The following is a 21,173-nucleotide window of genomic DNA, read 5'->3' as shown; positions in this document are numbered from 1 at the left end:
CTCTTGTGCTGGCTGAGAATCTCGTGTACGCATGAGTACACCATCACGAAGTTGTGATTGTGAGCATCCGTTGTACTACTGGGAAGACACGGACGCTCAGACGCGAACTGGGGCGCGTCAGGGGTATCTTCGGGTTTGCGAGGATAAGCCGTGCTCTAGGCCTGCGCCTGTGGCTCCTGTCAAGACAACAAGGGGGCCTCATGTCTGGGGACATGGTCATGCAAAGAGATCCGGTTCGTCGTCCACGAACACTCAGGGCGGTGATCGCCAGTGTCGCTTCAGCGACGATGATATTCACCGGACTGGTCATGTCCGGACCCGCTGCAGTCGCGGTGACGGAGACACCGGAAACCACATCGTTCTACGTGAACGCCAACGATCTGGATTTCATCCTCCGGCAGATACAGATCGCCGAAGCGCATGACCAGCGCACGACGACTGGCGGGGATGTCGGGGCGCTGCTCTGCGCAACTCCCACCGACACGACCGGCAAGTGCGTTCCCGACGCGAAGCTCCCGTTCGGCCTTCGCACGGTGGATGGCAGCTTCAACAACCTCGTGAACGGACGCACGAACTGGGGTGCGGCGGACCAGCCATTCGATCGCCTGGTCGAACCTGATTACAAGCAGGGCACCGCCCGGCCGAACGTCCCGCAGGCACCCGGTGCCGGCCAGGACGTCTCAATGTGCGACCCGCTGCCGGCAGGGACACCAGCAACGCTGACACCCACTTGCTATGAGCAGTCCGCGGCGGGTCACTTCGTCTACGACACGGCGCCGCGCACCATCAGCAATCTGATCGTCGATCAGACCTCCTCCAACCCCGCTGCCGTCAACGCAGCCGAGGCCACTGTCGGCGGGATGATCAATGCGGACGGAACCGCGTTCATCCCGAACACCGCAACCGACGAGGGGCTGTCGGCGCCGACGAACACGTTCTTCGCGTTCTTCGGTCAGTTCTTCGACCACGGACTCGACCTGGTGAACAAGGGCGGAAACGGCACGATCGTGGTGCCTCTGCAGCCTGATGACCCGCTGTACGATCCGACATCGAACACGAACTTCCTCACCCTCACGAGGGCTGAGCGCGGCGCCGGTCCTGATGGGGTCGTGGGAACGGTCGATGACACACACAACAACCAGACCACGCCCTACGTCGATCAGAACCAGACGTACACGTCGCACCCGTCGCACCAGGTCTTCCTGCGTGAGTACGAACTCGTCGACGGCGTCCCGGTGGTGACCGGAGGGCTGCTGAACTCGGCAGCGGACGGAATACCGACCTGGGCGGACGTCAAGGCGCAGGCGCGTGAGATGCTCGGCATCGATCTGGCGGACGATGACGTGCTCAACGTCCCGATGATCGCCACGGACCTCTACGGCAACTTCGTGCCCGGCGACAACGGACTGCCGCTGCTGGTGACAGCCGACGGCACGATCCCGGCCAACCGCGGATCGCCCGTCGACACGGCTTCGGCGCTGCACACGAATCACGCGTTCCTGGATGACATCGCGCACGGAGCCACCCCGCTGTTCGATTGCGCAACAGGTGCTCTCGTTCCGCAGGAGTATGACGAGCAAGGTGAACCGATTCCACCGACAGTTGCCGTCTGCGACGCGGGGGGAGCACCTGTTCGCGGTGAACTGACCGGATATGACAACGTCACCCTCGATGAGCACTTCATCACCGGCGACGGGCGTGGAAATGAGAACATCGGCCTGACGGCCGTGCACCACGTGTTCCACTCCGAGCACAACAACATGACCGTCCAGATCGAGACGGTCCTGGCCGCCAACCCGGAGCTTGACAAGGCGTTCCGCGGTGAGGCTCACGCCTGGCCGAATGAACGGCCTCAGGACGTGCTTCCCGGACCGGAGGCTGACGACTGGAGCTACGGTCAGCGGCTCTTCCAAGCAGCACGGTTCGTGACGGAGATGGAGTACCAGCACCTGGTCTTCGAGGAGTTCGCTCGTAGCGTGCAGCCGGCTATCGATGCGGTCGTCTTCAACGAGAACAGCTACAACCCGAACGTCAACGTCGACGTCCCCGCCGAGTTCGCACACTCCGTGTACCGCTTCGGGCACTCGATGCTCACGGACGACATCGGGCGCGCCGGATTCGGCACCTCGGATGTGGCCCTTCTCGACGGCTTCATCAATCCGCGGGCCTACGATCAGGATGGGACGCTGACTCCCGACCAGGCCGCAGGATCGCTGATCATGGGCACCACAGATCAGGCGAGCAGCCAGATCGACGAGTTCGTGGTCGACACCCTGCGCAACAACCTGCTCGGGCTGCCTCTCGACCTGGCGACGATCAACCTGATGCGCGCACGTGACACCGGCACGCCCAGCCTTCAGGCAGCTCGTGAGCTGTTCTACGGGCAGACCGGCGATGTGAGTCTGCGTCCGTACGCCAACTGGACGGACTTCGGCAACGGGCTCAAGAACGGCAACATCTTCGGACGCGGTGGACTCAACGCCTCGCTGGTGAACTTCGTGGCCGCTTATGGAACGCACCCGACCGTGGTCGCGGCGCAGACGATCGCGCAGAAGCGCCTTGCTGCGTCGTACCTGGTGAACGGTGCACCCGCCGGTCGCGAGTTCATCCAGCGCTTCGGTGGCATCGATCGATACGAGACGGCTGCGCTGCTGAGTCGCAACGCCTTCGCCACGGGTGCGAGTGTCGCATACGTGGCGTCCGGTGCGAACTTCCCCGACGCACTTGTCGGTGGGCCAGTGGCTGCGCAGAACGGCGGACCGATTCTGCTGACCAGGCCGGGATTCGTCCCAGTCTCGACTTCAGCTGAGCTGCAGCGGCTCCAGCCGAGTCGGATCGTCGTCCTCGGCGGAACCGGCGTCGTCAGCGCGAACGTCGTCCGCACCCTCGAGGGCATCGCACCGGTCACCCGCATCGCGGGCGCGAACCGGTATGAGACAGCTGCTCGCGTGAGCAGCTCGACCTTCCCGGCCGGTGTCGATCGTGCGTACATCGCCGTCGGCACGAACTTCCCCGACGCTCTCGTCGGCGGAGCGGTCGCATCCAAGAGCGGTGACGGCGGGTTGGGACGCGCTGGCGCGCCCATCCTGCTCACGAGGTCCGGCGATATCCCGCCGGAGACAGTTGCCGAGTTGCGGCGTCTGAAGCCGAAGCAGATCGTTGTGCTTGGCGGAGCCGGGGTCGTGCCTGACAGGATCATGCGCGCACTCGATCCGTTCACCACGGGAGCCGTGACGCGCCAGGCGGGAATCGATCGCTGGTCGACTGCCGTCAGCATCAGCCGTGCGGCATACCCGACTGGCAGCGACACGCTGTACGTGGCTACTGGGCGAAACTTCCCAGATGCACTTGCGGCCGCACCGGTTGCGGGTCGGGCTGACGCTCCGATGCTGCTGGTTCCGACGACTGGAACGATCCCGCAGGTCGTCAAGAATGAGATCGCACGCCTCGGCGTGACTCGGATCGTCATCCTTGGTGGCTTGGGGGCGGTGGATGCCGGTGTCGAGACGCAACTCGCGGCCTACGCACCAGTCGCCACGCCTGCCCCTGCAGATCGCCATGACTTCATGGCATCCACAGGAAGCTGGAGCACTCGCAGCACAGGACTGGACCTGGTGGACTTCTGGACCGGTGGTCTCGCGGAGCGGCTGAACCCGTTCGGTGGGATGCTCGGGACGACGTTCAACTTCGTGTTCGAGAACACGCTGGAAGATCTGCAGTTCGGCGACCGGTTCTATTACCTGTTCCGAAACCAGGGCAACCAGCTGTTCGCGGGACTCGAGGGCAACTCGTTCGCCTCGCTGATCGAGCGCAACACCGATGCGGAGAACATCCCGGCGGGAATCTTCCACGTGAATCAGATCGAGTTCGATCTCGACAATCCGTCGCCGCTGCCTCACGGCTTCACGCAGCTGGCGAACGGCGAGTATCGATTCGTCGGCGAGGAGCATGTCGAGATGCACGGCACAGCCGGTGACGATCGCATGCGTGCCGACCAGGGTGACGATTCGCTCTGGGGTCGCGAAGGCAACGACACCATCGAAGGAGGTTCCGGAAACGACCTCATCCACGGCGGCGTCGGCGACGACATCATCACCGATCTGTTCGGCGACGATGAGATCCGCGCCGGCCTGGGCAACGACGTCGTGAACGGTGGTCCTGGCTTCGACCTGCTGCTCGGTGGAGGCGGTCATGACTTCGTCACCAGAGGTGGCGATATAGGAGACGTCTTCCTCGGTGACGGCAACGACACCTATCTCGGAGGCACTGGCCGGGCGAACATCTTCGGCGGTGAGGGCGACGATTGGGTCGAGGGTGGATCCCACGCTGACCTCGCCCAGGGTGACAACGCCAACCAGTTCCAGAACGATGTGATCGGCGGTGACGACGTCGTACTCGGACGTGGCGGCGACGATGACATCGAGGGCGAGGGTGGCGACGACATCCTGGTCGCAGAGAAGTTCGGCACAGACCGGCACCTCGGCAACATGGGCTGGGACTGGGTGACGTACTTCGGCGAGACGGAGCCGGTGGATGCAGACTTCAGGTTCACTCTGCTCCAGCGTCCCGACACGACTGCGGTGCGTGACCGCTTCGATCAGCTCGAGGGCCTCTCGGGCGGTTCCGGCAACGACATCCTGCGAGGACCGACCGTCGCAGTGGAGGGCGAGTTTCTCGGAGACGAGGAGGTCCTGCACAAGATGACCGAGTCCACTCTGGATCTGGTTGACGGATTGCGTGAGATGCTGCACCCCGCGGGCATGAACTTCGGACAGCAGTTCATGCGCAACGGGCCGATCATCGACTCGGACGGCTTCCCGAGCATCATCCTCGGTGGTGAGGGAAGCGACCTGATCGAGGGTCGTGCAGGCAACGACTATCTCGACGGCGACGCCTACCTGGCGGTGGAACTCGGCCTCGTCAACGCGAACGGAGAGGTCATCGAACAGCACGCGAGCGCGAGTGCATACCGTGCACGGATGCTGACGGGTGAGATCAACCCGGGTGATCTGCGGATCATCCGCGAGGTCCGCTACGACGCCGCCACCAGTGGCGCAGTCGACGTTGCCGAGTACGCCGACGTGCGCGCCGCCTACGAGGTCACGCCGATCGGCGACTACTGGCAGGTCGAGCACACCGGCGCAGTCGAGGCTGAGGAATCCGATGGAGTCGACATCATTCGAGGTTTCGAAGTCATCCGATTCGTGGACACCTGCCTGGTGCTGACCCCGGGAGCAGCCGCACCCGAGGACTGCATCAACGTCGGCGAACTGCGCATCACCGCCCCTGACCCGCTCATGGAAGGAGATGAGGTCGTAGCCGAGCTGTTCGATCTGGAGGGAGTCGCGTACGACCTCTCGGCCGCGCAGAACGTACGGTTCTTCTGGGTCGGAGGTGAGGGTGCCAGCCCTGAGGAGATCACCGAGCGTGAGGAACTCATCCTGGGCGGCGTCAACCCCGATGCTGGAGCGCCGAACCGGAGCACGTTCGTACCGAACGACAGCGCGGTCGACCAGTACCTTGAGGCTCGCGTGAGTTTCGAGATCGACGGGGTCGTCCACGTAGTGACCTCCGCAGCCACCGCCAATGTCGTCCAGAACGTGAACGACGTCGGGGTCGCACCGGTCATCGGCGGGACGCCACAGGTCGATTCCACTCTGTCGATCGGCGTCCCCAGTGATGAGGACGGCACCGAGGAGGTGGAGTTCACCTACACGTGGCAGCGCGCGGCAACCGCCGATGCTCTGGAAGCGGATTGGGTGACGACCAAGGCGCCCGGCTCTGATCCGACACAGAACACCGCATACCTCGTGACGTCTGATGATGAAGCTCACTTCATCCGCGTCGTCATCGAGTACACAGACATGGGAGGAGCCGACGAACGCGTCGTCACCGCGGTCGTCGGACCAGTGACTCCGATCACGCCCTAGTCAGTGTGAATGCCGAGGTCTCCGTGCGGCCGCCCCTTCGACCGCCCCCGGTCCCACCGCACGGAGGCCTTGGGCATGCGCGCGGATGGTCGTGGAATCGATCATCCGCGCGGCCAAGACTCCCAGCCTCACGCCGATACGATTGTTCACATGGATCTTCTCGTCGTAGGCTCGGGTTTCTTCGGCCTCACCATCGCTGAGCGCGCGGCTGCGGCCGGTCGCAAGGTGACCGTCATCGACCGCCGCTCGCACATCGGCGGCAATGCCTACAGTGAGGCCGAGCCCGAGACGGGCATCGAGGTGCACCGGTATGGTGCGCACTTGTTCCACACGTCGAACCCGACGGTGTGGGAGTACGTGAACCGCTTCACGACGTTCACGAACTACGTGCACCGCGTCTACACCACGCACAAGGGCGTGGTGTTCCCGATGCCGGTGAACCTCGGCACGATCAACCAGTTCTTCCAGGCCGCCTACACCCCTGACCAGGCGCGAGCGCTGGTGAAGGAGCAGGCGGGGGAGTTCGACGTCAAGACGGCGCAGAACTTCGAGGAGAAGGGCATCGCGCTGGTGGGGCGGCCGCTGTTCGAGGCCTTCTTCCGCGACTACACGGCCAAGCAGTGGCAGACCGATCCGCACAAGCTCTCCGGAGACATCGTCAGCCGCCTGCCCGTGCGCTACACGTACGACAACCGGTACTTCAATGACACCTGGGAGGGGCTGCCCACCGACGGTTACACGGCGTGGCTGGAGCGGATGGCGGATCACCCCAACATCGAGGTGAAGCTGGGCGTCGACTACTTCGACGAGTCGCAGCCGCTGAACAAGCGCGCAACCGTCGGACAGCTGCCTGTCGTCTACACGGGTCCTGTCGACCGGTACTTCGACTACACCGAGGGCGCACTCAGCTGGCGCACCCTCGACTTCGAGCAGGAAGTGCTCAACATCGGCGACTTCCAGGGCACGAGCGTGATGAACTACCCCGACCTGGACGCGCCGTACACCCGCATCCACGAGTTCAAGCACTTCCACCCGGAGCGCAAGGAGATCTTCAACTCCGACAAGACCGTCATCATGCGGGAGTTCTCACGGTTCGCGAACCGCGACGACGAGCCGTACTACCCGGTCAACACCCCCGCCGATCGCGATGGCCTGCTGGCGTACCGCGATCTGGCCAAGGGCGAGGCGGACGTGCACTTCGGCGGACGCCTCGGCACGTACCAGTACCTCGACATGCACATGGCCATCGGCTCGGCCCTGTCGATGTGGCGCAACCAGTTCTCCGGTGAGAGCGACTGACGTGGTGACAACGGTCGGCGCGCCGGGGACGCCGCGGCGTTACTTCCATTCGCTGTGGCTGCTGTCGGCTCGCGATCTGAAGGTGCGCTACTCGACCAGCGCGCTGGGGTATCTCTGGTCGGTGCTCGACCCGCTGGTGATGAGCGCCATCTACTGGTTCGTCTTCACTCAGGTCTTCCAGCGCACCGTCGGGGAGCAGCCGTACATCATCTTCCTGATCAGCGCGCTGCTGCCTTGGGTGTGGTTCAACTCCGCGGTCGGAGACTTCACCAGGGCGTTCAAGAAGGACGCGCGGCTCGTGCGGTCAACGGCCATTCCCCGAACGATCTGGGTGAACCGGATCGTCCTCAGCAAGGGCATCGAGTTCCTGTTCTCACTGCCGGTGATCGCGATCTTCGTCGTCGTGAACATGATGACGGAGTCCGATCCGACCAAGGTCGCACACATCGGCTGGGGTATCCTCTGGCTTCCGGTCGCGGTGCTGCTGCAGGCGTTGCTGCTGGTCGGACTCGGGCTGCTCGTCGCACCGCTGTGCGCTCTGTACACAGATCTGGAGCGCACAACGGCGCTCATTCTGCGTGCGATGTTCTACGCGACGCCGATCATCTACAACGTGCAGGATCTGCCAGGGCTCTTCCAGACGATCGGCATGTTCAACCCGCTCGCCGGCATCATGACGCTGTACCGGATGGCGTTCTTCCCCGACCAGTGGCAGCCCCAGGCTGTGCTCATCAGCGTGGCTATGAGCCTGATCATCCTCGTGCTCGGCATCTGGGTGTTCCGCACGCTTGAGCGCCCCGTCCTGAAGGAGCTGTGATGAGTGCTGCGATCGAGGTCAGCGGACTCGGCGTCCGTTTTCGCCGCAACCGACGCGGCAGCCGCACGTTCAAGGACCTCTTCTCCGGGGTGAGCCGCAGGTCGCGTCCCGGCGAGTTCTGGGCGCTGCGGAACGTCTCGTTCACCGTCGCGCCTGGCGAGTCGATCGGCGTCGTGGGACGCAATGGTCAAGGCAAGTCGACTCTGTTGCGGCTCGTCGCCGGCGTGCTGCTCCCGGACGAGGGCGGCGTGGAGGTCAATGGCGGAGTCGCGCCGCTGATCGAGCTCACCGGCGGGTTCGTCGGAGACCTGACGGTGCGTGAGAACGTGCGTCTCACAGCTGGCCTGCACGGTATGTCGAAGGCTGAGGTGTCCTCTCGGTACGACGAGATGATCGGGTTCGCGGAGTTGGAGGACTTCCAGGACACGCCGTACAAGCACCTGTCCAACGGCATGAAGGTGCGCCTCGCGTTCTCGGTCGTCTCGCAGCTCGATGAGCCCATCATGCTCGTGGACGAGGTTCTCGCCGTCGGCGACAAGGCGTTCCGCGACAAGTGCTACAAGCGCATCGACGAGATGCTCGCCGCCGGGCGCACGCTTTTCTTCGTCAGCCACAGCGAACGTGATCTGCGGAGGTTCTGCGAGCGAGGGCTCTACCTCGACAGGGGCGAGCTCGTGCTCGACGCACCGATCGGCGAGGTCCTGGACCGCTACAACGCCGACCACACCTGAGCGTCGGAAGTCACCCGTCGACGAGGTCCTGAAGCTGAGCAAGCGCGGACTGGGCGGATGACAGCGGGCCCGCCGTGGCAGCCCCTGTCTCGAATGCGGTTCGCAGGCGATCCAGCGCAGTGCCGTAGGTGCTGACCCGTGTTCCCCACGCCTTCGCGATGGAACTGGGTGCCACAGCATCCGACATCCGCCCTGCGTCGCCCTGCAGCTGATCCATCAGCTGCACGCCTTCCTGCGCGTCGGAGTCGCGCGCGTAGGTCAGACCTGTGACGGCGTCATCGAGCAGCGGCTGAACCTTGCCACGGAACACCGGCAGCGCCGGGTCGGCAGGTGCCGAGGGAGTGGCAGTCGCCGGCGGCGACGGCGTGGCTGTCGCGGTGGCCGACGCGCTCGGTGTCGGTGTCGGTGTCGGTGTGGGTGTGTCGGATGCTGAGGGCGTGGCCGACGGCGAAGCCGACGCTGACGGCGTCGGAGCCGGATCCGCCGTCGCCCAGGGGCGCAAGAACAGCAGCAGCATGGCGGCTGCGATCGCCACCGCGACGACGATGAGAATGCCGACAAGCCAGCCCCGCCCTCCGCGCGGCTTCTCAGGAGGGAACGCCCAGACGTACTCGGGCTGCTGAGGCTCGCTCATCAACTCTCCAACGCCGGCATCGGCTGCCAGGTGCGATCCCGCCCTGCTCTGCCGCCGTCGCGGATGCCGCGGAACAGGTTGCTCGTGCCGCGCACAGTGCGCTCGACGAACACCAGCCGGATCAGCTCCTTGAAGAACGTGGCCGTCGTGCCGAGGCCGAACGCCACCGGGTTGTACGTGCCGTGCACGCGGTAGTACTGCTTGATGAAGGCGCGGTTGCGCATGATGTAGTAGCGGTAGGCATTGCTGGAGGCGTTCAGATGACGAATGCCCAGGTCCCACTGCTTGATCTCGCGCGTGCGTCGCAGCACGAATTCGTCCACGATCACGGCCGTGGTCACGCGTGAGGCCAGCCAGCCGTACACCTGATCGTCCCAGTAGATGAAGAACCGGGCGTCGGGCAGTCCGACCTGCTTGACGATCGAGCGGTGGATGAACATGCCCTCGAAGCAGCCGCTGTTCATCTCGCGGTACCCGGCTGCGTCGAACTTCGACGGCGCGAACGGGATCGGGATGCCCATGCGCTCGGCGATGCGGTACTGCCAGTAGAACTCGCTGCCGTCGTAGTCGTAGCGGCGGCCCTGGATGCTCTTGAAACGGTGTGACCAGCGCCCCATCTTGTCCAGCCCGTCTGGAAGGACCTCGACGTCGTCATCCATCAGCCAGATCCACTCGGAGCCGAGGTCGTACGCCGTGCGCATGCCCTCACTGAAACCGCCCGAGCCTCCGGTGTTCGTCTCGAGGCGGCGGTAGACGATCTCGATGCCGATGTCGGCGCGGAAGGACTCCACGACCTCTGTCGTGTCGTCAGCGGAGGCGTTGTCGATGATCACGACGCGGCCCGGCTTGGGGTCCATCGATCGAATGCTGGTGAGCAGGCCGCTCAGCAGGTGTGAGCGGTTGTACGTCACGATGACGATCGACGCGGTCGCCGGATCGAATTCGGCCGTCGTCATGGGGTCTCCTTGAAGGTCTGCTGCCAGGACGCATCCGAGACGAGCTCGGGGAGTGCCTTGCGGTACTCGGCCTGCAGTTTCGGCCAGTTTCGACGCAGCCGGCCGTGCAGCTTCATCGTGTCGCGCAGCATCCGACGGTATCGGGCGCGATCGCGGGTGTAGACGTTCTTGCCCGAGCCATCGGCCGAGCTCACCAGCGCGCTGTCGTAGTACGGAACACGCCACCACATCGCGTCGCTCTTGCCGAACTCCACCTCGGGCTGCGAGACGTTCGCGGGATCAGGCGTGCGCATCCAGTGTGCCACGAGAGCGCGCAGGGTGAACCAGCGCAGCCGCAGTCCCTTCGGGCTGTCGAACTCGTGCAGTTTGCTCTGCTTGTACACGCGCCGCCCGTTCCGCGAGTGCAGTACACGGCTGGGGTCGCGGTGCACGACGGTCTCGGGGTACTCGGCGGCCAGCGCCCGGGCTGCCGGCATCGCGGTGGCGAGATTGCCGAGCATGTGGCCGGGACCCGAGAGCACGTCCTGCAGTGCCCTGGCGCGCAGGGCAACGGGGTAGTACTGCATCATCATCAGATGCTTGAGGTCCACTCGCAGGCTGTGCTTCAAGAGCCGTCCGCCACGCGGTGCGTTCGAGTGCAGCAGCGCGGCGACGATGCGGTTGCGGGCGTGGAAGTACGCCTGCCAGTCGATGGTGTCGTCCTTGTTCACCCAGGAGACGTGCCACAGAGCGACGCCTGGCAGGGACACGGTCGGGAAGCCTGCCTCGCCGGCGCGGAGGCAGAACTCCGCGTCGTCCCACTTGATGAACGCCGGCAGGGACAGCCCGACCTTGCGGATCGCGTCAAGCGGGATGAGGCACATCCACCAGCCGTTGTAATCAGCATCCATCCGCATGTGCAGCAGTGGCGACTGGCGCAGGTTGGCCGCGCCGAAGTCGTGCGGCATCTTCTCCTGGTACAGGTTGCGCCACATGAACGGATGCTCGTCAACGACCTCGGCCCAGCCGTGCAGCTTCGGGCGGTCCAGCAGATCGAACATGTGACCGCCGACGAGCATCGGAGTGGTGGCGTACCGGCCGAACACCACAGAACGACGCAGCGATTCCGGCTCGATGAGCACGTCATCGTCGAGCAGTTGCACGAAGTCGCTCTCGGGGCGCTGCAGCGTCTCGTGCATCGAGCGGGCGAATCCGCCGGACCCGCCGAGATTCGGCTGTCGGATCACCTGCAGGGTCTCGCCGAGCTCGCCGGCGACCTGATCGAAGCCGTCCTGGTCGGCGACCAGCTGCGTGCCCTGGTCGACGAGGAAGATGCGGTCGATGACCTCCAGTGCCTCCGGTGCCTCCGCCAGTGCACGCAGCGTCTCGACGCAGTAGTCGGGCTTGTTGTACGTGGTGATGCCCAGCGATGCCTTGCCGGCGCGGGCGGGTTCCTGTTCGGTCGTCCACACGGCGCTCTCGAGGACGGCGCTCTTCTCGTCGGCGACGACATCGAACCAGATCCAACCGCCGTCGCTGTACTCCGTCAGCGACAGGTCGAATGAGGTGCTGGAGTCACCGCTGACCTCGCGATCATCGACGCGCTGGCGCAGTCCGGAGCCATTGGAGCGGTAGACGAGGATCGTCGCGGGCCCCGTCGTGCGCACCGTGAGGCGCACCTCGCGCACGCTGGTCCAGTGCTGCCAGTACGATGCGGGGAAGGCGTTGAAGTACGTCCCGAGCGACACGCGCCGGCCGGATACGATCCGGGCGCGGGTGCGGCCGAGAATGTTGCCGAGGTGGGCTCGATTTGACATCCTGACCGGCTCCTCATCGATCACGGACCAGGTCTCGGGATCGGCGTAGAGCGGCAGCAGGTCGGGGTCTCTGTCGAGCGGGAAGACGACGTTCTGCAGCACGTGGGTCACGAGTGCCAAGCCTACCTGCCGAGACCTTGAGAACCCTGCAGGGCGGCGTCACGGGGTGCCGCCCGCTGTGCGCGTCAGCCCTCGTCTCTGCCTGGCCGCAGCGTGGGGATCGTCCCCGTCTGGGCGGCGTCGATGTTCTCGCGCCACGACCTGCTCTGGCCGGCGCGCAGCACGCACAGCACGAGCAGCACCCAGCCGGCGCCGGTGAGCGTGAAGCTCTCGAACATCGAGTCGACCGCGAGCGTGATCAGCACCAGCGGCGTCCACGCGTACACGACCGAACGGCGGACGCTCGCCACCAGCCACGAGCGCACGATGGCCACACCGCCCATGACCAGGAAGAGCACGAGTCCGATCCACCCCAGCTGCAGGAGGACGTCGAAGTAGGCGTTCAGCGCCGACTGGTGGTGGTCGGCCAGCAGGAAGTTGATGTACGTGAACGGGAACTCGCCGCGCGCCCACGGACCGAACCAGCCGTAGCCGGTCACCGGCCGCTGGGCGACGAAGTCGAGGATCATGTTCCACAGATCGGCGCGGGTCGAGAAGTCCGAACCCGCGTCGAGGAGGCGGATGATCTGGTGTCGAAGGGCGAAGGCGAGGCCGAGGGCCCCGGCCACGAGCGCGCCGAGCATCCACTGCACGGTGTTGCGTCGCGCGGGTGGGGCATGGCGGACGATCGTCAGGGCGGTTGTCACCACGCCGACGGCGGCGGCGAGGACGAGCACGGTCGGCGACGCCGAGAACAGCGCGAGGAACGCGCCGAGTGAGACCGACAGCGCACCGACCAGCCGGCCGATCGACTGCGTGCGCCATTCGATGACGAACGTGATCATGGCGATCACCGCGATGAAGCCGAGCATGTTGCGCGTGCCGAAGATGCCCTGGATGGGCCCTCCGACGGCGAGATTGCCCTCGATGCCGAGTGCCTTGAACGGCATGTCGAGCAGGATGCCCGACATGATCTCCAGCGCGAGAGAGAGGGCGAGCAGCCAGCGGAGCGTGTCGCCGATGGCGCGCACGGTCTGCAGAGTGTCGCGCACATGCCCGATCGTGATCGCGATGATCGAGTAGCCCAGCAGAGTCAGCCAGCTGGTGAGCGTGTCTGATCGGTCCGAGGTCCACAGCACGCTGATCAGCGCGAGCACCAGGAAGCCGAGCAGCGACGTCGGGGCAAGCCTCAGCAGCGAGAGCTCCTCGCGGCGGGCGAGCAGCATCGCGACCCCTGCGGCCGCGAGGGCTGTGATGATGGTCGCCAGCGTCACGCGTGACATCAGCTGTTCGATGAGGAACGACATGAACGCCGCGGCCAGAGCCGTGAGCGTGTATGCCCTGGCGAACTCGGCCGAGGCGAGCAACGCGACCAGCTGTCGTCGCGTCGTCACGGCACCCGCCGCGTCGGGGCAGACGCCGATGTCTCCGGCGCGTGCTCGCCCACGCCGATCAGCGGAGTGGTCTTCATCTTGAACGACAGCAGGATCAGCAGCAGCCAACCCCACAGCATGATGGGCGCCGACTCGGCCAGTCCCTCCACCAGAAGCACCGTCACCACCAGCAGCGGCAGCAGCGCCAGCGGCGAGTAGGCGCGGCTCGCATCGAGGTCGAAGCGCGGACGGTCGACTGCGAAGAACCAGGCCCGCCAGGTGACGGCGAGCCAGGCGATGGCCATGATCACCACGCCGACGATGCCGAGTTGCAGGAACACATCCAGCCACATGTTGTGCGCGTGGAACACGGTCAGCCCGTGATCCATGATCCAGCCGTCGAAGCCGGGATCCCAGGGGACCCAGGGGGATGAGAACCCGTTGCCGAAGACGGGACGGGTGATGGCGCGCTCCCACACCGCCTGCCAGATCTCCAGACGTCCGGTGAGGTCGGCGCTCTTGCCGAACAGCCCGAGCACCTGATCACGCAGCAGCACTGCCGTGCTGACGCCGATCACCGCGATCGCGGTGAAGGTCAGATACATGACGCGTCGCTGTCCGGGGCGAGTCGCTGACCGTGCGATCAGTGCGGCGAGGAGCACGGCCAGCACCACGGCGATGCTCAGATACACGGTGGCGGACGCGGCCTTCACCAGCAGGGCGATCGCCAGCACGGCCCAGGCCACGAGCATCCCACGCCGCCGCGCGTGGGCGAACCACAGCACGGCGAAGACGATGAGAGAGAAGAGGCACATCACGGCGAGCGTGTGCGCGTTGCCCACGACGCCCTGGATGCGTCCGTCATTGAAGAGGTTGCCGCGCACCCAGTACAGGTGCGGGTCGATCTTCCCCTCCGGAGCATCGACGAAGTTCGGCAGCAGCGGCTCCTGGCGGATCCACACCACCCAGAGCTCGATGAGCAGGGAGAGTCCGAGGATGAGCTTCATCGTGGTCGACAGGGCGCGCACGATCTCATCCCACGTCAGCATCGTCGCGACCAGCAGCGCAGTCACGGTGACGGCGGCCAGCAGCACCCAGGTCAGCAGCGTCGCCCCTGGCCACCGCGACCACAGCGTCGACACCAGCGCGAGCGCACCGTAGCCCAGCGCCACCCACGGCAGGCGCCGCCAGCGGAACCGGCTGGGCCTGCCCTGCACGATGGCGGGGATCCAGATGGCGAGCGATGCCGCCGTGACCACGCCGATGACGATCACCGCGCCGATGGGGCCGACGAGGTTGTACACCGCCGTGTGTCCGAAGACCGCGAACAGCGAGAGGACGCAGAAGGCGCGCACCATCAGGTGCCGCGTCGTCTCGCGGGCGGGAGCCGCGGGCGGCGCCGCGACGGGATGCTTGGTGTAGACGGCCATCGGGATCAGGTTATCGCGCGCGAGGCTCCTACGATGGGAGCATGCTGCTCACCATCACGAATGAACCGCGCGACTACGCCTGGGGCTCGACGACACTGATCGCCGGTCTGGAGGGGCGCGCACCCTCCGGCGCGCCCGAGGCCGAGGTGTGGTTCGGCGATCATTCCGGCGATCCTGCCGACGTCGCGACGGGTGGCACCCTGGACGCGGTGACCGGTGGCACACTGCCGTACCTGTTGAAGCTCCTCGCGGCGGCCGACCCGCTGTCGATCCAGGTGCATCCGACGCGCGAGCAGGCACGTGAGGGGTTCGCTCGTGAAGCCGGGATGGATGCCGGCGACCCGACGCGCAACTATCGCGACGACAACCACAAGCCCGAGCTCATCGTCGCGCTGAGCGACCGCTTCGAGGCGCTCAGCGGACTGCGCCCGGTCGAGGACACGCTGCGACTGCTGGCGTCGTTCCCCGAAACGCCCGGCGTCACCGCGCTGCGCGCGCGCCTGGCCGTCGGCGCCCCTGCCGACGCCCTGCGCGGCACCATCGCCTGGCTGCTCTCCGGCAGCGCTCAGACCGAGGTGGACGACATCATCGCCGCGCTCGATGCGGCCCACTCCGACGAGTTCGCCGATGCCCTCGACGCGGTGCACGCGATCGCAGAGCGCAACCAGGGGGATGCCGGTGTCGTCGTCGCCCTGCTGATGAACTTCGTGGTGCTTCGTCCAGGTGAGGCGATCTTCCTGCGGGCCGGCCTGCTGCACGCCTACGTCGCAGGCCTCGGGGTCGAGATCATGGCGGCCAGTGACAACGTGCTGCGTGGCGGGCTCACTCCGAAGCACATCGACGTCGACGAACTGCTCGCCATCGTCGACACGGAGCCGGCGCAGGTGCCAGTGCAGTCGGCGACCGGGGCGCTCACCGCCTACGAGATCCCCGTCGAGGACTTCGCGCTGCGGCGCGTGCAGGTCGACGGCGAGGTGTCGCTCGATGTCGCGGGCCCCGCCATGGTGCTCGCCACCTCCGGACAGGTCGGCGTCGCCTCGGCAGCAGGCGAACGGCTTCCGATCGCCGTCGGCGCGGCGGTGTTCGCGTCCGCCGATGAGCGCTCCCTCACCCTGCGCGGCCTCGGCGAGGTCTTCGTCGCGGAGCCCGGTCGCCCCTGACACGCGCCCGGGCGCGCCGCCGCTGCGACACGCCGGATAAGGCCCAAGAACCTTAAACGCACTCTTGAGGGTTTACGATCTGCGACTTGACCCCAGTGAATGACACGGGTGTAATTAGGGGAAGAACGGCCCGTGGGGGGCAGTAAGCAGGGTTGGGAGATCGAGATGTCGAGTTATCGCTCAGACGTTCCCGAGAATTGGTTCGTGGATCCGGTTCACCTCGGAGTACCAGGGGTACGACGAGTCGACCAGGATGACGACGGTGCGCTCGCCTGGCAGGCGGACGCGCTGTGCGCACAGACGGACCCGGAGGCGTTCTTCCCAGAGAAGGGCGGATCCACTCGGGATGCCAAGCGCATCTGCACCACGTGCGATGTGCGCGGTGAATGCCTGGAGTACGCACTGAACAACGATGAGCGCTTCGGGATCTGGGGCGGGCTCAGCGAGCGCGAACGTCGCAAGCTCAAGCGTCGAGCCAGCTGATCGCTTCAGAGGCGCGCCGGACTCACTGACCGGCGTCACGCGTCACCTTGCCTAGGCTGGCTGTGTCATGCCAGCCCGAGTTCATGCCGTCGTCGTTGCACGCGCCGGTGAAAACGCCAGTGCCCAGCTTCTGCGAACCCTCGATGCGGTTCGCACCCAGTCCCCACGCCCCGCGGCGGTGACCGTCGTCGTCCTCGGTGACGGCACGCACGTTCGCGGTTCGACAGGTCTCGGCGACATTGTCGAAAGCGTCATCGAGGCGCGCTCCACCACGACCTACGCCGAGGCCATCGCCCTCGCAGGTCCCCGCATACCCGACGGCAGCGCCGTGTGGCTGCTCGCACAGGACACCGTGCCGCGCCGCGACGCCCTGCAGCTGCTCGCCGGGGCGCTGGAGCGCTCGCCGTCAGCGGCGGTGGCCGCGCCCAAGCTCGTCCGTCAGGACGACGATCGCGAGATCCAATCGCTGGGTGTCAGCATGACCAAGTTCGGGCGTTCAGTCGAGCTCGCGGCCGGCGAGCTCGACCAGGGTCAGCACGACGCGACCGAAGATGCGCTCGGTGCAGATGTGCGCGGCATGCTCATCAGAGACGTGGCGCCGAAGGTGCTGCGCCCAGACGTCGCGCTCGGCGGCGCGGACGAGGGCCTCGACCTCGGCGTGCGCGCGCGCCTCGGCGGAGCTCGCGTGGTGCTCGTGCCGAAGGCGCGCATCGGAGTCACCCCGAATGGCCCCGCCGCGCTGCCGCGGCGCCCCGTCACGAGAGCATGGGTGACCAGGCGGGCCCAGCTGCACCGGCGCCTGGCGTATGCTCCGGCAGCCGTGGTGCCCCTGCACTGGCTCAGCCTGTTGCCGCTGGCCCTGTGGCGCTCGATCACCCATCTGATCGGCAAACGCCCCGCCGAGGTCGCTCCGGAGTGGGGCGCAGCCATCGCGACGATGCTGCGATTGCGCGCTCTCGCACGCTCCCGCGCTGCGATCCGCTCGTTCCGTCATGCGTCCTGGGCGACCATTGCCCCGCTGCGCGTCTCCAGAGACCAGCTTCGCGAACGTCTGGACGATGGCCACGGCAGCGAGCGCGGCGCCGTCAGCGAACTGCACTTCTTCGGTGGGGGAGCGTGGGCGGTGCTGGCCGCCCTCGTCGTCAGCGTCGCCGTCTTCCTGCCGATGCTCGCGTGGCCGTCGATCGGCGGCGGGGGGCTGCTGCCGCTGCATGACACGGTGACCGCGCTGTGGGCTGATGCCGCGTGGGGCCTGCGGGATCTCGGGCTGAACGTCGTCGGCCCGGCGGACCCGTTCTCGATGGTGATCGCGCTGCTCGGCTCGTCGTGGCCAGGCTCACCCTCATATGCCCTCGTGCTGCTATGGCTGGCCGCGCTGCCGCTGGCCGTGCTCGGCGGATGGTTCGCCGCGACGCGCGTCACTGACCGTTCGGCGTTGCGCGTGCTCGGCGGCGTGCTGTGGGCCCTGGCGCCGACCTTCCTCACCGCGCTTGTGCAGGGGCGCCCCTCGGCCGTGATCCTGCACCTGCTGCTGCCATGGGTGTTCCACTCAGCGGTCGTCGCCCACAGGTCCTGGGGTGCTGCCGGAGCGGCGTCACTGCTGATCGCTGCCGCACTGGCGTGTGCGCCGTCGCTCAGCCCTGCCTTCGTTCTGCTGTGGGCGCTGACGATCGTGCTCATGCTCGCCGCAGGCAGAGTGCGCTCTGCTGTGCGGGTGCTTTGGCTGCTGATCCCTGCCGCCGTGCTGTTCGCGCCGCTGATCATCTGGCAGGTGCGTCACGGCGACCCGTGGGCTCTGCTGGCCGATCCGGCCGTCGTCCGGGTGCTCGACCAGGTCAGCGATGATGCAGCCGGACGCAGCATCATCGCCGGTGGGTTCCCCTCACCGGACAGGGCGGGCTGGGAGTGGTTCGCCGGATCCGCCGTCGCGTCCTGGGCGCCGCTTCTGCTCGCGCCGCTGGCGCTGCTGGCGCTCGCTTCGGCGCTCTCGCCGCGCTGGCGCGCCGGATTCGCCCTGCTTTTGACCTCGGTGCTCGGCATCGCCACAGCGATGATGTCCGCCGGAATCGTCGTGTCGTTCGTGCAGGGCGCCGGCGTGGCGCTGTGGCCAGGCACCGGGCTCAGCCTGGCCTGGCTCGGCGCGGTGGGAGCCGCCCTCGTGACGCTGGACACCGTCGTCGCCCTGACCCCGCTTCGAGTCGGGGCAGCGGCGTTGGCGGGCTTGGCCGTGGCTGTCTGCGCGCTGCCAGCGCTTCTGGCGGTGAACACCGGTCACGCCGAGGTGCGCAATGCTTCCACCAGCACACTGCCGGCTCTCGTGATGGCCCAGGCCGCCAGCGAGCCCGACCGTGCGACCCTGGTGATGACGCCGTCCGCCGATGGATCGCTCTCGACGCAGGTGATCTGGGGGGCGAGTGACACCCTCGGTGCGCAGTCCACCATGCTCAGCACCGCGACCAAGCCCGTCGGTGACCCCATCGCGCACGACGCCGTCGACCTGCTCTCGGCGCGGGACTTCGACGCGGCAGAGACTCTCGCCGATCAGGGCATCAGCTTCGTGCTGGTCGTGCAGATATCGGACGAGACGGATCTCGCCCGCGCCATGCGGGAGGAGACGGTCACCGCGATCGACAGTCGCGCCGGCTTCGTGAAGGCCGGCGCAACTGAGCACGGGATCCTGTGGGGTGTGGACGTGCCGATCGCCGACCGGGCGCCGGCCTCAGCAGGACAGCAGAGCATCGGCAGAGTGGTCGAGACGGTGCAGTTGATCGTCGTGCTCGCGGCGCTGCTGCTCGCGATACCCACGCGGGCCTCGCGCCGTGCAGCGAGGGCGAGATCGAGGATCGTCGGAAGGGCTCCGGATGAGCCGATCGTGCTGCCGCCGCGGCAGGGCACGGAGGAGCCATCGGCGTCCGGTGCCGACGACTCGTCGCGGGTCGATCCGCAGGCGACCTCAGGTGCCACAGAGGTGGACGCCCCTGAGTTGACTGCGGACGCCCCTGAGAACGCGGTGGAGAGCGCAGAGCGCAGCCCAGACGCCGCGCAAGAGCACATCGATTCGGAGGGGGAACGATGAAGCAGCGAACCATCCGTCTCGCGGCCACTGGCGCGCGCATCGCCACCGGAGCTGTCGTCGCCGCTGCGTGCGTGCTCGGCGTCGCGGCTGCGGTCGCAGCCCCCTGGCCGCAGGTGCAGAACGAGCCCGCGACCACGGTCGTCACGCCTGTTCCCGGTGACACGACGCTGATCTGCAACGGCTCCTTCCGAGCCCTGGGGCGCGATTCGAGCCAGGCCGACCTGATGGTCTCGGCCGGCGTGCCGAGACTGCGCGTCGAGGCCGAACAGGACTCGGCTGTCACGGAGCCGCTCTCCATGCCGGATGTCACCGGGGGCGACGGCGCCCAGACGATCACCGCGCATGTGCAGGATCGCACGGTGCCGCTGATTGCGGCATCCGAATCCATCCGACTGTTCGACGAGGATCTGCGCGGTTTCGCCGCTGCGCCCTGCCGTGAGGCGAGCATGCACTCCTGGCTGGTCGGGGGAGACGTCTCCACTGGTGCCTCCGACATCATCGTGCTGTCCAATCCGGGCAGTGTCCCCGCCACTGTCGATCTGACGGTGTACGGTCTGCAGCGTGCCGCGTCGACGACGATCGTGCCGCCGCGCACCCAGATCGGGCTGCCGCTGGCATCCGTTGCCGCTGGGGAGCAGCGTCCCGTCGTGGAGGTCACCTCGTCCGGCGCGCCGGTGCGAGCCACTCTGCAGTCCGCCTTCACGCGCACGCTCGACGCCGTCGGGATCGACCTGCAGGACGGCATCGGCGGAGCACAGAATCAGCTGATGCTGCTGGGCGTGCAGTCAGACCCTGCTTCAGCCGGTGACGATGCGACGGGCATCGTCCTGCGGATGCTGGCTCCCGATGCAGAAGCGCAGGCGACGATCCGCGTGCGCGAAGAGGGATCGCTGAGAGTGCTGGATGAGTACACATTCGAGCTGGCGGCGATGATCCCGAGCGAGATCTCGCTGCCAGGGCTGGCGCAGGGCGCCTACGATATCGAGGTCGAGGCGACGGCTCCGATCGTGGCGGCGGCGCGGCAGACGCAGCGCGACGGCGGGAAGCAGGACTTCTCCTGGATGCTGCCGGCGCCCGCACTGCAGGGCACAGTGATGTTCTCCGTTCCCAGTGGTGCGCCGGCCACACTGTACCTGCGCAACACACAGGACAGTCCCGTGACCGTCACACTCGACGGGGCTGATCAGCGCACCGTCGAGCTGCAGGCCTCCGACTCGGCGACTGTGCGTCTGCGCGCCGGCGCCTACACCCTGGAGTCGGAATCACCAGTGCATGCCGCGGTCGGCATGCTGAACACGTCGGGTACTCCGGCGATCGCCGGTTGGCCGTTGTGGCCGCCCGCAGCGACTCAGCGCCCGATCGTCGTGCACCCCTGATTCCTCAGGGAAT

At 66.6% G+C, this 21,173-nt stretch carries 13 protein-coding genes; 8 read left to right on the top strand and 5 right to left on the bottom strand.

Features of this window, described 5'->3' with window-relative positions; genetic code table 11:
* Positions 1–308 precede the first annotated feature (308 nt).
* From MNR00_RS11090 to MNR00_RS11075, 4 genes are all read left to right on the top strand, one after another.
* A complete protein-coding gene (locus tag MNR00_RS11090; RefSeq protein WP_241925982.1) occupies positions 309–5,930 on the top strand; it encodes a peroxidase family protein in 5,622 nt (1,873 codons plus the stop codon).
* A 150-nt stretch (positions 5,931–6,080) separates the two neighbouring features.
* Positions 6,081–7,229 carry a UDP-galactopyranose mutase gene (glf, locus tag MNR00_RS11085; RefSeq protein ID WP_241925981.1) on the top strand — a complete coding sequence of 383 codons (1,149 nt, stop codon included), beginning with the start codon at positions 6,081–6,083 and terminating at the stop codon, positions 7,227–7,229.
* A 4-nt stretch (positions 7,230–7,233) separates the two neighbouring features.
* Positions 7,234–8,046, top strand: a complete 813-nt coding sequence (locus MNR00_RS11080; RefSeq protein WP_241925980.1) for an ABC transporter permease — start codon at positions 7,234–7,236, stop codon at positions 8,044–8,046.
* A complete protein-coding gene (locus tag MNR00_RS11075) occupies positions 8,046–8,777 on the top strand; it encodes an ABC transporter ATP-binding protein (protein ID WP_241925979.1) in 732 nt (243 codons plus the stop codon). Before MNR00_RS11080 ends, MNR00_RS11075 begins: the two co-directional genes overlap by 1 nt.
* A gap of 10 nt (positions 8,778–8,787) precedes the next feature.
* On the opposite strand, the gene MNR00_RS11070 is transcribed toward MNR00_RS11075, so the two are convergent.
* The 5 genes from MNR00_RS11070 to MNR00_RS11050 all read right to left on the bottom strand — a co-directional run bounded on the left by MNR00_RS11070 (position 8,788) and on the right by MNR00_RS11050 (position 15,065).
* The gene (locus tag MNR00_RS11070) at positions 8,788–9,411 is read right to left on the bottom strand and encodes a hypothetical protein (protein ID WP_241925978.1); all 624 of its coding nucleotides are present in this window, start codon (positions 9,409–9,411) and stop codon (positions 8,788–8,790) included.
* Entirely contained in the window at positions 9,411–10,367 is a 957-nt protein-coding gene (locus tag MNR00_RS11065; RefSeq protein ID WP_241925977.1) for a glycosyltransferase, read from the bottom strand. Before MNR00_RS11065 ends, MNR00_RS11070 begins: the two co-directional genes overlap by 1 nt.
* A complete protein-coding gene (locus MNR00_RS11060; RefSeq protein WP_241925976.1) occupies positions 10,364–12,274 on the bottom strand; it encodes a glycosyltransferase in 1,911 nt (636 codons plus the stop codon). Before MNR00_RS11060 ends, MNR00_RS11065 begins: the two co-directional genes overlap by 4 nt.
* Positions 12,275–12,348: 74 nt before the next feature.
* Positions 12,349–13,656: an O-antigen ligase family protein gene (locus MNR00_RS11055; protein WP_241925975.1), complete on the bottom strand. Its 1,308-nt coding sequence runs from the start codon at positions 13,654–13,656 to the stop codon at positions 12,349–12,351.
* Positions 13,653–15,065 (bottom strand): O-antigen ligase family protein, encoded by a 1,413-nt coding sequence (locus MNR00_RS11050; protein ID WP_241925974.1) that lies wholly within the window; start codon positions 15,063–15,065, stop codon positions 13,653–13,655. Before MNR00_RS11050 ends, MNR00_RS11055 begins: the two co-directional genes overlap by 4 nt.
* Before the next feature lie 41 nt (positions 15,066–15,106).
* Between MNR00_RS11050 and manA the strand changes: the two genes are divergently transcribed.
* The 4 genes from manA to MNR00_RS11030 all read left to right on the top strand — a co-directional run bounded on the left by manA (position 15,107) and on the right by MNR00_RS11030 (position 21,160).
* Positions 15,107–16,225 (top strand): mannose-6-phosphate isomerase, class I, encoded by a 1,119-nt coding sequence (manA, locus tag MNR00_RS11045; protein WP_241925973.1) that lies wholly within the window; start codon positions 15,107–15,109, stop codon positions 16,223–16,225.
* Positions 16,226–16,390: 165 nt separating this feature from the next.
* Complete coding sequence (locus MNR00_RS17210; RefSeq protein WP_277884357.1) at positions 16,391–16,708, top strand: WhiB family transcriptional regulator; 318 nt, start codon at positions 16,391–16,393, stop codon at positions 16,706–16,708.
* Between the two features lie 178 nt (positions 16,709–16,886).
* On the top strand, positions 16,887–19,784 hold the full coding sequence (locus tag MNR00_RS11035; protein WP_241925972.1) for a glycosyl transferase: 2,898 nt from the start codon (positions 16,887–16,889) through the stop codon (positions 19,782–19,784).
* Positions 19,781–21,160: a DUF5719 family protein gene (locus MNR00_RS11030; RefSeq protein ID WP_241925971.1), complete on the top strand. Its 1,380-nt coding sequence runs from the start codon at positions 19,781–19,783 to the stop codon at positions 21,158–21,160. Before MNR00_RS11035 ends, MNR00_RS11030 begins: the two co-directional genes overlap by 4 nt.
* Positions 21,161–21,173 lie beyond the last annotated feature (13 nt).

The organism is Microbacterium sp. H1-D42 (genome assembly GCF_022637555.1).
In the GTDB taxonomy this organism is placed as follows: Bacteria; Actinomycetota; Actinomycetes; order Actinomycetales; family Microbacteriaceae; genus Microbacterium.
This window is presented reverse-complemented; position numbering and strand designations above follow the sequence as displayed.